The 13,423-nt window shown below is 54.3% G+C and carries 14 protein-coding genes; 8 read left to right on the top strand and 6 right to left on the bottom strand.

Translation table 11 applies throughout. The annotated features are described in order from the left end of the window. Window position 1: 1 nt before the first annotated feature. Together rfaF and rfaD are read right to left on the bottom strand one after the other, a co-directional pair. Window positions 2-1,048 carry an ADP-heptose--LPS heptosyltransferase RfaF gene (gene rfaF / locus AC07RN_RS16845; RefSeq protein ID WP_133632088.1) on the bottom strand — a complete coding sequence of 349 codons (1,047 nt, stop codon included), beginning with the start codon at window positions 1,046-1,048 and terminating at the stop codon, window positions 2-4. Window positions 1,049-1,132: 84 nt separating this feature from the next. Then, window positions 1,133-2,062: an ADP-glyceromanno-heptose 6-epimerase gene (gene rfaD / locus AC07RN_RS16840; RefSeq protein ID WP_011915383.1), complete on the bottom strand. Its 930-nt coding sequence runs from the start codon at window positions 2,060-2,062 to the stop codon at window positions 1,133-1,135. Between the two features lie 341 nt (window positions 2,063-2,403). On the opposite strand from rfaD, the gene kbl reads away from it, so the two are divergent. The 3 genes from kbl (at window position 2,404) to AC07RN_RS16825 (ending at window position 5,581) form a co-directional block, all read left to right on the top strand. Next, window positions 2,404-3,600 (top strand): glycine C-acetyltransferase, encoded by a 1,197-nt coding sequence (kbl, locus tag AC07RN_RS16835; RefSeq protein ID WP_449555341.1) that lies wholly within the window; start codon window positions 2,404-2,406, stop codon window positions 3,598-3,600. Window positions 3,601-3,609: 9 nt separating this feature from the next. Beyond that, window positions 3,610-4,635, top strand: coding sequence for an L-threonine 3-dehydrogenase (gene tdh / locus AC07RN_RS16830; RefSeq protein ID WP_235134428.1), 1,026 nt, complete (start codon window positions 3,610-3,612; stop codon window positions 4,633-4,635). Window positions 4,636-4,774: 139 nt separating this feature from the next. Further along, the gene (locus tag AC07RN_RS16825) at window positions 4,775-5,581 is read left to right on the top strand and encodes a glycosyltransferase family 2 protein (RefSeq protein ID WP_449555340.1); all 807 of its coding nucleotides are present in this window, start codon (window positions 4,775-4,777) and stop codon (window positions 5,579-5,581) included. Window positions 5,582-5,598: 17 nt separating this feature from the next. Here AC07RN_RS16825 and AC07RN_RS16820 read toward each other — a convergent pair whose 3' ends face one another. The 3 genes from AC07RN_RS16820 to gpmM are packed head-to-tail and all read right to left on the bottom strand — an operon-like array spanning window position 5,599 to window position 9,384. Continuing rightward, window positions 5,599-6,543 (bottom strand): divergent polysaccharide deacetylase family protein, encoded by a 945-nt coding sequence (locus tag AC07RN_RS16820; RefSeq protein WP_011915387.1) that lies wholly within the window; start codon window positions 6,541-6,543, stop codon window positions 5,599-5,601. A 3-nt stretch (window positions 6,544-6,546) separates the two neighbouring features. Continuing rightward, the gene (gene envC / locus AC07RN_RS16815) at window positions 6,547-7,806 is read right to left on the bottom strand and encodes a murein hydrolase activator EnvC (protein ID WP_235135802.1); all 1,260 of its coding nucleotides are present in this window, start codon (window positions 7,804-7,806) and stop codon (window positions 6,547-6,549) included. 33 nt (window positions 7,807-7,839) lie between these two features. Next, window positions 7,840-9,384 carry a 2,3-bisphosphoglycerate-independent phosphoglycerate mutase gene (gpmM, locus tag AC07RN_RS16810; RefSeq protein WP_478336877.1) on the bottom strand — a complete coding sequence of 515 codons (1,545 nt, stop codon included), beginning with the start codon at window positions 9,382-9,384 and terminating at the stop codon, window positions 7,840-7,842. 246 nt (window positions 9,385-9,630) lie between these two features. Here gpmM and AC07RN_RS16805 point away from each other — a divergent pair, with 246 nt between their 5' ends. From AC07RN_RS16805 to cysE, 5 genes are all read left to right on the top strand, one after another. After that, window positions 9,631-10,062, top strand: coding sequence for a rhodanese-like domain-containing protein (locus tag AC07RN_RS16805; RefSeq protein WP_011915390.1), 432 nt, complete (start codon window positions 9,631-9,633; stop codon window positions 10,060-10,062). Window positions 10,063-10,075: 13 nt separating this feature from the next. After that, window positions 10,076-10,324 carry a glutaredoxin 3 gene (gene grxC / locus AC07RN_RS16800; protein WP_059180467.1) on the top strand — a complete coding sequence of 83 codons (249 nt, stop codon included), beginning with the start codon at window positions 10,076-10,078 and terminating at the stop codon, window positions 10,322-10,324. A 33-nt stretch (window positions 10,325-10,357) separates the two neighbouring features. Further along, entirely contained in the window at window positions 10,358-10,825 is a 468-nt protein-coding gene (secB, locus tag AC07RN_RS16795; RefSeq protein WP_011915392.1) for a protein-export chaperone SecB, read from the top strand. Then, on the top strand, window positions 10,825-11,844 hold the full coding sequence (gpsA, locus tag AC07RN_RS16790; RefSeq protein ID WP_235134432.1) for an NAD(P)H-dependent glycerol-3-phosphate dehydrogenase: 1,020 nt from the start codon (window positions 10,825-10,827) through the stop codon (window positions 11,842-11,844). The genes secB and gpsA overlap by 1 nt, the downstream gene beginning before the upstream one ends. 75 nt (window positions 11,845-11,919) lie before the next feature. After that, the gene (cysE, locus tag AC07RN_RS16785; protein WP_011915394.1) at window positions 11,920-12,741 is read left to right on the top strand and encodes a serine O-acetyltransferase; all 822 of its coding nucleotides are present in this window, start codon (window positions 11,920-11,922) and stop codon (window positions 12,739-12,741) included. On the opposite strand, the gene trmL is transcribed toward cysE, so the two are convergent. Then, a complete protein-coding gene (gene trmL, locus AC07RN_RS16780; protein WP_478336876.1) occupies window positions 12,738-13,211 on the bottom strand; it encodes a tRNA (uridine(34)/cytosine(34)/5-carboxymethylaminomethyluridine(34)-2'-O)-methyltransferase TrmL in 474 nt (157 codons plus the stop codon). The genes cysE and trmL overlap by 4 nt on opposite strands. Window positions 13,212-13,423: the final 212 nt, after the last annotated feature.

Here is a 13,423-nt window from a genome sequence, read left to right as displayed (position 1 = left end):
GTTATCCTTCTTCGCTCAACAGCAGATCGTTGAGTTCGTCGAGGACGCGCTGCGGCGTAATGTCGATCAGGCTCTGGTGATAGCCTTCGGCGGCATCACCTTTTCGCACTTTGTGATAGCCCGTGATCAGGCGGATGACGCGAGCTTTGTGCGACAGCGGTGGCGTGAAGTCCGGGCTGCTTGGGCCATAAAGCGCGACCAGTGGGCGATTGAGCGCCGCCGCAACGTGCATCAGACCTGAGTCATTCGTCACCACCGCTTTACAGGCGGCCAGTAAAATCACCGCCTGTTCGAGCTGCGTTTCACCGGCCAGATTACGACACCAGGCCTGCTGTTCATTGCTCAGCGTCGCGAGGATTTCGTTGCCCGCTTCGTGATCTTTCGCCGAGCCGAACAGCACAATCTGATAGCCTTCGTCGATCAGCTGTTTGGCTAATTCGGCGTAGTGATAGTGCGGCCAGCGTTTTGCCGGACCGAACTCTGCGCCAGGGCAGAAACCAATCATCGGGCGTTCTGAAGAGAGGTTAAAGGCATTGCAGGTTTGCGATTTTTCGCCTTCATGCACCTGCAACTGCGGCCACAGCAGCGGCTGCGGTAAATCTTTCGCCGTGCGCATCACGCCTTTATCGTACGCCAGAGCAACATAGCGCTCGACCATCAGCGGCCAGGCCTCTTTATCCAGCACGCGCGCGTCATTCAGCAAACCGTAGCGCATTTCGCCACGCCAGCCGGTACGGTGAGGCACGCCCGCAAAGAAAGGCACGAGAGCAGATTTAAAGGAGTTAGGCAGCACGTAAGCGCGGTCGTAACGTTTCGCACTCAGAATGTGACCCAGCTTGCGGCGTTGACCGATCTCCAGCGCCCCGTGGCCGAGCGGCATCGGGATCGCTTCGTTCACTTCCGGCATGCGCGATAAAAGCGGACGGCACCACGCCGGTGCCATCACGTCAATGATCGCCTGGGGATAGCGCGCCTTGAGCGTGCGATAAAGACTTTGCGACATCATCATGTCGCCCACCCATGACGGGCCGATCACCAGTATTCTCATTCACTTCATCCTTCAAACTGTCTCTGCGTTGGCTGCTTTTGTTCACCCCCGTTACATCGTTATCCAATGCGCCCGGGGATTCACTCAGTTGCGATTCAGCCAGGCCATATATTCCGCTACGCCTTCGGCGACAGTCTTAAATGGCTTGTCGTAACCGGCAGCACGCAGGTTGGTCAGGTCTGCCTGTGTGAATGCCTGATAGCGGCCTTTCAGTTTTTCCGGGAACGGAATGTACTCGAGGCTGTCTTTTTTATGGAAGGCCAGCGCGGCGTCAGCCACGGCCTGGAAGGATTCTGCGCGGCCTGTGCCCAGGTTAAAGATGCCGGATACACCGTTTTCCCAGAACCACAGATTGACCGCTGCCACGTCGCCTACGTAGACGAAATCGCGCTTAAAGCCGTCGCTGCCTTCGAACAGTTTCGGGGTTTCGCCGTTGTTCAATTGGGTATTCAGATGGAAAGCAACGCTCGCCATGCTGCCTTTGTGACCTTCGCGCGGACCATAGACGTTGAAATAGCGGAAGCCAACGATTTGAGAGTTCGCTTCTGGCAGAATTTGACGCACATATTCGTCGAACAGGAATTTGGAGTAGCCGTACACGTTCAGCGGCTGCTCGTATTCGCGGGATTCGATAAAGTCAGACGTACGCCCGCCGTAGGTGGCCGCGGAAGAGGCATACAGGAACGGAATTTCGTGTTCCAGGCAGTAGTGCAGCACTTCTTTAGAGTACTGATAGTTGTTATCCATCATGTACTTGCCGTCCCACTCGGTGGTGGAAGAGCACGCGCCTTCATGGAAGATGGCTTCGATTTCGCCGAACTCTTCACCCGCCATAAGCTGGATCAGAAAATCTTCTTTATCCATGTAGTCGGCAATGTTCAGATCCACCAGGTTTGCGAACTTGGTGCCATCTTTCAGGTTGTCTACTACCAGAATGTCGGTGATGCCTTTGTCATTCAGGGCCTTGATAATATTGCTGCCGATAAAGCCTGCGCCGCCGGTAACGATGATCATAACTGTAACCTTTGAAGTGTGGAGTCCGGGGACAATCCCGGACGCTAATATTCATATCATATCATTAGTATGGCGACCCTTCAGCCATTCACCGATATGCACTTCATCCTTCAAGCTACCTCTGCGTTGGCTGCGCTCAGAAACCCCGGTCACATAGTTATCTATGCTCGCGGGGATTTCTTCGCTTGCCGCCTTGATGCAGCTTGAATGATTTTGTTTATATGCAATAAATGCTACACGTGATTTATGCTGCAAAAACGAGAACTCATGATGCGTCATCTCGTATCGACGTATAGGTTTGGATAATATGTGCCGAAATTTGCCGAGTCTGGAGAATTGCAATGCGTGGTGATTTTTACAAACAGTTAAACAGCGACCTGGAAACCGCTCGCGCGGAAGGGTTGTTCAAAGAAGAACGTATCATCACTTCTGCGCAGCAGGCGGATATCACCGTCGCTGATGGCAGCCATGTGATCAACTTTTGTGCGAACAACTACTTAGGTCTTGCGAATCACCCTGAGCTGATTGCTGCCGCTAAAAAGGGTATGGACACTCACGGCTTCGGAATGGCCTCTGTGCGCTTTATCTGCGGTACGCAGGACAGCCACAAAGTGCTTGAGAAGAAGCTGGCCGATTTCCTCGGCATGGAAGATGCGATTCTCTACTCTTCCTGTTTCGATGCCAACGGCGGTCTGTTCGAAACGCTGCTGGGCGCGGAAGACGCGATTATCTCTGATGCCCTGAACCACGCGTCCATCATCGACGGCGTGCGTCTGTGCAAAGCGAAGCGTTTCCGCTACGCCAACAACGACATGCAGGAGCTGGAAGCACGCTTGAAAGAGGCCCGTGAAGCCGGTGCTCGCCATGTGCTGATCGCTACCGACGGCGTGTTCTCGATGGACGGTGTGATTGCCAACCTGAAAGGCGTGTGTGATTTGGCCGACAAATATGACGCGCTGGTGATGGTCGATGACTCTCACGCAGTCGGTTTTGTTGGCGAAAACGGTCGCGGTTCCCACGAATACTGCGACGTGATGGGCCGGGTAGACATCATCACCGGTACGCTGGGCAAAGCGCTTGGCGGCGCATCCGGCGGCTACACCGCCGCACGTAAAGAAGTGGTGGAGTGGCTGCGTCAGCGCTCGCGTCCGTATCTGTTCTCCAACTCTCTGGCCCCGGCTATCGTCTCTGCCTCTATCAAAGTGCTGGAAATGGTCGAGTCCGGCGCTGAACTGCGCGATCGCCTGTGGTCCAACGCCCGTCTGTTCCGCGAAAAAATGAGCGCGGCGGGCTTTACGCTGGCGGGTGCCGATCACGCGATTATCCCCGTGATGCTGGGCGATGCGGTTGTGGCGCAAAACTTCGCGCGTGAGCTGCAAAAAGAGGGAATTTACGTCACCGGGTTCTTCTTCCCGGTGGTGCCAAAAGGTCAGGCGCGTATCCGCACCCAGATGTCTGCGGCGCATTCACCTGAACAAATTGAGCGTGCGGTTGAAGCCTTTATCCGCATCGGCAAACAACTGGGCGTGATTGCCTAAGGACGTGTGATGAAAGCGTTATCCAAACTGAAAGCCGAAGAAGGGATTTGGATGACCGACGTGCCGGAGCCGGAAGTCGGTCATAACGATCTGTTAATCAAAATTCGCAAAACCGCGATTTGTGGCACTGACGTGCATATTTACAACTGGGACGAATGGTCACAAAAAACCATTCCGGTGCCGATGGTTGTCGGTCACGAATATGTCGGTGAAGTGGTTGGCATTGGCCAGGAAGTAAAGGGCTTCAAAATTGGCGATCGCGTTTCCGGCGAAGGCCACATCACCTGCGGCCACTGCCGTAACTGCCGTGGTGGACGCACGCACCTGTGTCGTAACACCGTTGGCGTAGGCGTGAACCGTCCGGGCTGTTTTGCGGAATATCTGGTGATCCCGGCGTTTAACGCCTTCAAGATCCCGGACAATATTTCTGACGATCTGGCGTCCATCTTCGATCCGTTTGGTAACGCGGTTCACACGGCGCTGTCATTCGATCTGGTCGGCGAAGACGTACTGGTGTCCGGCGCTGGCCCAATCGGCATTATGGCCGCCGCCGTGGCGAAACACGTTGGTGCGCGTAACGTGGTGATCACCGACGTTAACGAATACCGCCTGTCGCTGGCGCGCAAAATGGGAGTCACCCGCGCGGTGGACGTCTCCAAAGAGAACCTGAACGACGTGATGGCCGAGCTTGGCATGACCGAGGGCTTCGACGTGGGCCTGGAAATGTCCGGCGCGCCGCCAGCGTTCCGCTCGATGCTGGATACCATGAACCACGGCGGACGTATCGCCATGCTAGGTATTCCGCCGTCAGATATGTCGATCGACTGGAACAAAGTTATCTTTAAAGGTTTGTTCATCAAGGGCATTTATGGTCGTGAGATGTTCGAAACCTGGTACAAGATGGCGGCGTTGATTCAGTCTGGTCTGGACCTAACGCCGATCATTACTCACCATTTCGGGGTTGATGATTTCCAGAAAGGCTTCGACGCGATGCGCTCGGGCCAGTCAGGAAAAGTCATTTTGAGCTGGGATTAAAAAAGAAAGCGCCTTCGGGCGCTTTTTCGACTATTTCACACTTTTCACATCTCTGATCGGCTTATTTGGCCTTTTTCTTCGCTTTTTTACCCACACGCTTATAAAGTTTGTTTAACATTCGTTTACTTTTACAGCGCCTATGCTCAAGCTTACCGTTTGTTTATTGACCTGTAATTCAGCGCGCTTGCTGCGCGAGGTTATGCCTCCGTTACTGACTGTTGCGGACGAATTTATCGTGGTGGATTCCGGAAGTACTGATTCGACTCTGGCTATCTGTCGAGAGTACGGTCTTTCTGTCCATCATCATCCTTACGCGATGCACGGCGCACAGATGAATTATGCGATTGATTTGGCAACGCATGATTGGGTGCTGTGCATGGACAGCGACGAAATCCTGGATGCCGAAACGGTCGATTTCATCCTGGCACTGAAAGCGGGCGAAGCGCCTCCGGTCAACTTTGCCTGGCGTATTGCGCGTTACTGGTATGTGCTTGGCGAAGAAGTGCGAACGATTTATCCCATCTCCTCACCGGATTATCCGGTGCGTCTGTTCAATCGCACTCGGGCGCGATTCAATCACCGTCCGGTCGATGACAAAGTTGAAGGCAATGTGCAGGCCACCAAAATGCCGGGACGCGTGCGGCATGACACGTTTTACACGCTTCATGAAGTCTTTAATAAACTGAATAGCTACACGTCGCGGCTGGTGAAATACCAGAAAGTGAGGCCGTCTATTGGGCGCGGGGTGATCAGCGCAACGGGTGCATTTTTCAAATGGTATCTGTTCAGCGGCGCATGGCGACAGGGGAAAGTGGGGATCGTGACGGGGCTGTACGCGGTCTCATACAGTTTTTTGAAATATTTTAAGGCCTGGTATCTCTATCAGGATAACGAAAAAGAAAAGTCCACGGCGGAAAAGCCAGTGGACTCTCATCTCATCGAATGATGACTGACTGCAATAAATTACGCCTTTCTATCCCAACCCTGCCATTGATGCTGGACGTATTTCACCAGTGAGCTTTGGCCCACGCTTTCGCCGATCACCGAGAAGAATCGGGTGGCATACACCGGTTCCAGCGGCTGTTTTGGCTTGCAGAGGCTCACACCCTTGAACGGATTTCGCGGTTTTGTCGCTGGGTTTGTGCCTGGCGGCGATGACGTATCTGGCCGTGAGGTATCTACTTGCGGCTCGTTGAGCAGATCGCTCGGGCGTACCAGCGTGATATCCGACGGAAGCGTTGGCAGCATTTGCTGCAAGACGCGCACGGTGGACGGATGGGGATGCCCAATCGCGATAGCCGACCCGTTGCGGCGTGCGAGCTGAACCGCACGATTGAACTGAGCGCGAATATCCGCGTCGTTCTGCGTGTCGTCCAGGAAGACTTTGCGCTTAATCACCTTCACACCAGTGCCCTGCGAGGCGCGCAGAGCCTGGCTATTGCCGATAGTCATGCTATCGAGGAAATAGAGATTGTAGCGCTCCAATGCCTGCATCACTTTTTGCATTCCAAACAGGCTCGACGTCATCGCGCTGCCCATGTGGTTATTCAGTCCGACGGCAAAGGGCACTTTTCCGTAAGCATCGCGAATAATGCGCTCGATCTCGTCGCTGCTCATGTCCGGGCGTAAGGTGTCTTTTTCCAGCGGTTGTTTACTGAGCGGCGCCATCGGCAAGTGGATCAGCACTTCGTGCCCGCTATTATGGGCTTTGGTCGCCATTTCGCGCGCATGTGGGGCATTGGGTAACACGGCAACGGAGATGGCAGTGGGCATCGCCAGCACCTGATTCTCGTTGTGTGGGCGATAACCGAAATCATCAATGACGATGGCAAGTTTGCCTGCGTAAACCGGTGAAGCCAGCGCCAGCGCGCTGATGACGGATAAAACAAGACGACGAAATTGAAGCAAAACTTATCTTCCCAACCACGGCTGTGGATTGACCGCCTGACCCTGGCGACGAATTTCGAAATAGAGTGACGGGCGGCCCTGACCGCCACTACTGCCCACAAGGGCGATGGGTTGTCCGGCACGGACCTGTGTGCCTACGCTGACCAGTGCGCTCTGGTTATAGCCGTAAAGACTCATGTCGCCTTTGCCGTGTTCAACCACCACGACAAGACCGTAACCCTGCAGCCAGTCGGCGAGGATCACGCGGCCATCGGCGATGGCTTTGACTTCGCTACCTTCGGAAGCACCAATAACGATACCCTTCCAACGTAGCTCACCCTGCAGTTGTTCGCCATAGCGATGCAGAATCGAACCACGTACGGGCCAGAACGCCTGTCCGCGAGGGGCACCAAGGCCGCCGGTACGCGAGATGAGCGAGCGCTCGCTTTCGGTCGGTTTATAGGTTGAACCTTTACGCGACGCTTCTTGCTGGCGATCTTTTACGGCCTGCGCTTCACGGGCTTCTTTTTCGGCCCGGGCTTTGGCTGCCGCTTCGGCACGCGCAATGCTGTTACGCAGTTTGGATTCGTTGGCACGCATTTCACCGAGCTGCGTCTGACCTTCCTGAATCGATGACTCCAGACCGGAAAGCGTTTTCTTACGCTCGTTCCGCGCCTGTTCTAGCTTCGCCTGTTGCGCCTGCTGATCGTAAAGCAGGGTCTGCTGCTGGCTTTGCTTCTCTTCAAGCTCCGCTTTCTGGGTGTTGACCTCTTCGCGCGTCTGCTTAAGCTGCGCGATGGTCTCCTGGCGAGCCTGGTTCAGATAACCAAAATAGGCCTGCAAACGCTGGCCGCGCTGGCTCTCTTCACCGCTGAGAATCAACTGAATACCGGTATGCTCACCCTGACGGAATGCCGCATCAAGCTGAGCGGCAAGATTACGTTCCTGGGCGTCGCGCTGGCGTTCAAGTTTGGCAATCGACGCGTTCATCTCATCGATTTGCTTATTGAGCAGTGAAAGGGTGTTTTGCGTTTCGCGTAATTTCCGCGCGGCGGCGGAAATGGCTTCTTCCTGCTGTTTTAACTGCGCAAGCAGTGAAGCGCGTTGCTGTTGCTGCTGGCGAACCGCGCGCTCTTTAGCGGCGATATCGGCCTGAATCGATTTGAGCTGATCGCGATCGTCAGCGTGGGCGGATGTGGCGCACAACAATACGCCAGCGCTAAGCGCGCTGGCGTAAAGCAAAGGTCTGACTGAAAACCGTAGCGGCTTCACGACCCATGTGATTGAAAAAATCGCCTTTCCCCTCATGGGGAAGGATTATTCCACGATGAACAGCGGCTTGCCAGTCATCTCTTTCGGGATTTCCATCCCCATCAGCGTCAACATGGTGGGTGCGATGTCAGAAAGCTTACCGCCTTCCACCGCTTTCAGAGATTTCTCACCCACATAAATCAGCGGAACGGGCAGGTTTGTGTGCGCCGTATGCGCCTGGCCGGTCGACGGATCGCGCATCTGCTCAGCGTTACCGTGATCGGCGGTTATCAGCAACTGACCGCCAACGGATTCAACAGCTTTGGCAACTTGCTCAACACAGTGGTCCAGGGTTTCAACCGCTTTCACTGCTGCTTCCATCACGCCGGTATGGCCAACCATATCGCCGTTCGGATAGTTACAGATAATGGTGTCATATTTGCCGCTTGTGATTGCCGCGACCAGTTTTTCTGTCAGCTCAGCAGAGCTCATTTCTGGCTGCAGATCGTACGTCGCCACTTTCGGGGAGTTAATCAGAATGCGGTCTTCGCCTTTGAACGGCTCTTCTACGCCGCCGTTAAAGAAGAAGGTCACGTGCGCGTATTTCTCGGTTTCGGAAATGCGCAGCTGCGTTTTGTCGTGCTTCGCCATCCACTCGCCAAGGGTGTTTGCCAGTGAAGCTGGTGGATATGCGCACGGCACTTTGATGTCAGCGGCGTATTCGGTCAGCATGATGAAGTCGAGGTTCACCACTTTCTTACGGGCGAAACCGTCAAAATCAGCATTCACGAACGCACGGGTGATTTCACGCGCACGGTCGGCACGGAAGTTCATGAAGATCAGCGCATCGCCGTCTTCCATAGCGGCGTCAGCCTGGCCTTCAGCACGGATCACGGTTGCTTTCACGAATTCGTCGTTCTCGTCACGCGCGTAAGCGGCTTCCAGACCGGCAACGGCGGTATCAAACTGGAACTCACCTTTTGCCAGGGTCATCAGGTCATACGCTTGCTCAACGCGATCCCAGCGGTTATCGCGGTCCATTGCGTAGTAACGGCCAATGATCGAGGCAACACGGCCTTTGCCCAGCTCGGCAAATTTATCTTCAAAGGTTTGCAGGGAAGATTTGGCGCTGCGCGGTGGGGTGTCGCGACCGTCCAGGAAAGCATGCAGGTAGATTTTTTCTGCGCCGCGCTCGGCTGCCATTTCTACCATCGCCAGGATGTGATCTTCGTGGCTGTGAACGCCGCCCGCAGAGAGCAGACCCATAATGTGAACCGCTTTGCCTGCGTTCACGGCTTTATCGACAGCACCGGTCAGCGTAGGGTTTGAGAAGAACGTGCGTTCTTTAATTTCAACATCCAGACGTGTCAGATCCTGATAAACAATGCGGCCCGCACCCAGGTTGACGTGTCCGACTTCGGAGTTACCCATCTGGCGATCTGGCAGACCCACTTCCAGGCCGGACGCATCGATCAGGGTATGCGGACGTTGTGCCCACAGCGCATCCATTACCGGGGTTTTTGCGTTGAAAATGGCATTATCCTGGCTGTCTTCGCGATAGCCATAACCATCCAGAATCACCAGTACCATAGGTTTTTTAGAAACCGACATTGCGACATCCTCATGCTCAAGAGACAAAAAATTTGCGTAATTTTACTACAGCTGAATCGATAAAGTAGCCTCGGAAGATCAAAGAATACGTTGGGACAGGGGCCATGAAGGCGATTTTGCATTATTTTTTTCGTGGCATGCCGCAGAAAATGGATTAGCTTATTCCCGCTGGCTGTATTTGCCACACCGCACAGGTATACTCCTGTCCTGGTTTTTTTATCACTACGTCGGGAGTTGTTACCCCCCATGCAAGAAATTATGCAATTTGTTAGCCGCCATCCGGTACTGAGTATCGCGTGGATTGGTTTACTGGCAGCTGTGCTGTTCACCACTTTCAAAGGCCTTACTTCTAAAGTTAAGGTTATCACTCGTGGCGAAGCAACGCGTCTTATCAATAAAGAAGACGCCGTCGTTGTGGACCTGCGTCAGCGTGATGATTTCCGTAAAGGTCATATTGCAGGTTCTATCAACCTGCTGCCTGCTGAAATCAAAGCAAACAATGTTGGTGAACTGGACAAGCATAAAGCGCAGCCGATTATCGTTGTCGACGGTACCGGTATGCAGGCGCAGGATCCGGCCAGCGCGCTGATCAAGGCGGGTTTTGAAAAGGTTTATGTGCTGAAAGACGGCGTCTCCGGCTGGAGCGGCGAGAATCTGCCTTTAGTTCGCGGTAAATAAGAGGAACGACGTTATGGCCAATATCGAAATGTACACCAAAGCGACCTGCCCGTTCTGCCATCGCGCGAAAGCACTGCTGAGCAGCAAAGGCGTCACCTTTCAGGAACTGCCTATCGATGGCGACGCGGCAAAACGTGAAGAGATGATCAAACGTAGTGGCCGTACGACGGTTCCGCAGATTTTTATTGATGCGCAGCACATTGGCGGCTGTGATGACTTGTATGCGCTTGATGCACGTGGCGGGCTTGATCCCCTGCTGTAATAGCGTTTTAGGACAATTAAAAAGGGTATTTCCATGTCAGAACAAAACAACAACGAAATGAGTTTCCAGATTCAGCGCATCTACACCAAGGATGTCTCTTTCGAAGCGCCAAATGCGCCGCATGTTTTCCAGAAAGATTGGCAGCCAGAGGTTAAACTTGATCTTGATACTGCGTCTACCCAACTGGCAGACGACGTGTATGAAGTTGTACTGCGCGTGACCGTCACCGCCTCGCTGGGCGAAGAAACTGCATTCCTGTGCGAAGTACAGCAGGGCGGCATCTTCTCCGTGGGCGGCATTGAAGGTAATCAGCTGGCGCATTGCCTGGGTGCATACTGCCCGAACATTTTGTTCCCGTATGCTCGCGAATGCATCACCAGCCTGGTATCCCGCGGTACATTCCCGCAACTGAACCTTGCGCCAGTTAACTTTGATGCGCTGTTCATGAACTATCTGCAGCAGCAAGCTGGCGAAGGTACTGAAGAACATCAGGATGCCTGATGAGTACAGTTAATGCGTCAATGACTGTGATCGGTGCCGGCTCGTACGGCACTGCTCTTGCTATTACCCTGGCAAGAAATGGTCACGAAGTGGTGCTTTGGGGCCACGATCCTAAACATATCGCGACGTTACAGAACGATCGCTGCAATGTTGCGTTCCTTCCTGATGTTCCTTTTCCTGATTCGCTGCACCTCGAAAGCGATCTCGCTACGGCGCTTGCTGCCAGCCGCAATATCTTAGTTGTCGTGCCAAGCCATGTGTTTGGTCAGGTGCTGCACCAGATCAAGCCGCTGATGCGTGCTGATGCGCGTATCGTGTGGGCAACGAAAGGACTGGAAGCGGAAACGGGACGTCTGTTGCAGGATGTAGCCCGTGAAGTGCTGGGTGATGATATTCCGCTGGCCGTGATCTCCGGACCGACGTTTGCCAAAGAGCTGGCCGCTGGCCTGCCGACGGCAATCTCTCTGGCGTCAACCGATCAAACCTTCTCCGACGATCTCCAGCATTTGCTGCACTGCGGCAAAAGCTTCCGCGTCTACAGCAACCCGGATTTTATCGGCGTGCAGCTGGGCGGCGCGGTGAAGAACGTTATCGCGATCGGCGCGGGTATGTCTGACGGTATCGGCTTTGGCGCGAATGCGCGTACGGCATTGATCACCCGTGGACTGACCGAGATGTCGCGTCTTGGCGAAGCCTTAGGCGCCGATCCTGCCACCTTTATGGGTATGGCCGGTTTAGGCGATCTGGTGCTGACCTGTACCGACAACCAGTCTCGTAACCGCCGCTTTGGCATGATGCTCGGACAGGGCATGGATGTGATGGGCGCGCAGGAAAAGATTGGTCAGGTGGTTGAAGGCTATCGCAATACCAAAGAAGTTCGGGAATTGGCGCACCGTTTTGGTGTCGAAATGCCAATAACCGAGGAAATTTATCAGGTATTGTATTGCGGAAAAAATGCGCGCGAGGCAGCATTGACCTTATTAGGTCGCTCACGCAAGGAAGAGCGCAGCAGTAGCTAATGCAGGGAAACGTTGTCGCCCAACGGCACGGCCAGCAGAGACTGACCGGTCGTCTAATTACGCCTGGAGTATGCAATGCCGTGTGAAGAACTGGATATCGTCTGGAACAATATTAAAGCCGAAGCCCGGGCTTTAGCCGACTGCGAGCCTATGCTGGCCAGTTTTTATCACGCGACGTTACTCAAGCATGAAGATCTCGGCAGCGCCCTGAGCTATATGCTCGCGAACAAACTCGCTTCTTCAATCATGCCCGCCATTGCCATTCGCGAAGTCGTTGAAGAGGCGTATGCCGCCGACCCCGAAATGATCGCTTCTGCCGCCTGTGATATTCAGGCCGTGCGAACGCGCGACCCGGCGGTGGATAAATACTCCACGCCGCTGCTGTACCTCAAAGGTTTTCACGCTCTACAGGCCTACCGCATCGGCCACTGGCTGTGGAACGAAGGCCGTCGTGCGCTGGCTATTTTCCTGCAAAATCAGGTTTCCGTGACCTTCCAGGTGGATATTCACCCGGCAGCGAAAATCGGTCGCGGCATCATGCTCGACCACGCCACCGGCATTGTTGTCGGTGAGACGGCGGTTATCGAAGATGACGTGTCCATTCTGCAATCCGTGACCCTTGGCGGTACGGGCAAAACCAGTGGCGATCGCCATCCAAAGATTCGCGAAGGCGTGATGATTGGCGCGGGCGCGAAAATTCTCGGCAATATTGAAGTCGGACGTGGTGCGAAGATTGGTGCGGGATCGGTTGTGCTTCAACCCGTTCCACCGCACACCACCGCCGCAGGCGTGCCAGCGCGAATCGTGGGCAAACCCGAGAGCGATAAACCGGCGATGGATATGGATCAGCATTTCAACGGCATTCACCATACCTTCGAGTATGGTGACGGTATCTAGCTTCTGAGCACGGCGCCGGCATATCCCAGCTGGCGCCAGGCTTCATACACCACGACCGACACCGCATTAGACAAATTCATGCTGCGGCTGTCCGGCATCATTGGAATACGGATTTTTTGCTCAGCGGGCAGAACATCCAGAATAGTGGCTGGCAGGCCACGCGTCTCCGGACCAAACATCAGATAATCGCCTTCCTGATAATTCACTGCGCTGTGCGCCGGTGTGCCTTTGGTCGTCAGAGCAAACATGCGCTGCGGATTTTCCGCTGCTACAAAGGCCGCGTAATCGTGATGGCGAACGACGGCCGTAAATTCATGATAATCCAGTCCCGCGCGGCGCAGGCGTTTGTCGTCCCACGTAAAGCCCATCGGCTCAATGATATGCAGACGAAAACCGGTATTGGCGCACAGGCGTATGATATTGCCGGTATTCGGCGGAATTTCTGGTTCGAATAGTACGATGTTAAGCATGCTGTCCCCTGGAGCCTATCCCGTTAGGCTCTGAAAAATACGGGGGCAGGATAGCAGAATCTGCATCTTTTCTCCCTCTCCCTGTGGGTGTACGGTCCGGGGACATCATGAACACTTGTTCGGGGACATGGTAGACACTTACAACTAAGGCATACGAACCCCTTTTCCGGAGTCGCTTATGCCGTGGGATGCGAGAGATACCATGTCATTAC

Source organism: Lelliottia sp. GFLA7, from assembly GCF_056490165.1.
Note: the sequence above shows the minus strand (reverse complement) of the source record. Positions and strands in the feature narration are given on the sequence as shown.

Coding starts and splice junctions, on each gene's coding strand:
- rfaF (WP_133632088.1), bottom strand. CDS start 1,048: ATGAGAATACTGGTGATCGGCCCGTCATGGGTGGGCGACATGATGATG.
- rfaD (WP_011915383.1), bottom strand. CDS start 2,062: ATGATCATCGTTACCGGCGGCGCAGGCTTTATCGGCAGCAATATTATC.
- kbl (WP_449555341.1), top strand. CDS start 2,404: ATGCGTGGTGATTTTTACAAACAGTTAAACAGCGACCTGGAAACCGCT.
- tdh (WP_235134428.1), top strand. CDS start 3,610: ATGAAAGCGTTATCCAAACTGAAAGCCGAAGAAGGGATTTGGATGACC.
- AC07RN_RS16825 (WP_449555340.1), top strand. CDS start 4,775: ATGCTCAAGCTTACCGTTTGTTTATTGACCTGTAATTCAGCGCGCTTG.
- gpmM (WP_478336877.1), bottom strand. CDS start 9,384: ATGTCGGTTTCTAAAAAACCTATGGTACTGGTGATTCTGGATGGTTAT.
- AC07RN_RS16805 (WP_011915390.1), top strand. CDS start 9,631: ATGCAAGAAATTATGCAATTTGTTAGCCGCCATCCGGTACTGAGTATC.
- grxC (WP_059180467.1), top strand. CDS start 10,076: ATGGCCAATATCGAAATGTACACCAAAGCGACCTGCCCGTTCTGCCAT.
- secB (WP_011915392.1), top strand. CDS start 10,358: ATGTCAGAACAAAACAACAACGAAATGAGTTTCCAGATTCAGCGCATC.
- gpsA (WP_235134432.1), top strand. CDS start 10,825: ATGAGTACAGTTAATGCGTCAATGACTGTGATCGGTGCCGGCTCGTAC.
- cysE (WP_011915394.1), top strand. CDS start 11,920: ATGCCGTGTGAAGAACTGGATATCGTCTGGAACAATATTAAAGCCGAA.
- trmL (WP_478336876.1), bottom strand. CDS start 13,211: ATGCTTAACATCGTACTATTCGAACCAGAAATTCCGCCGAATACCGGC.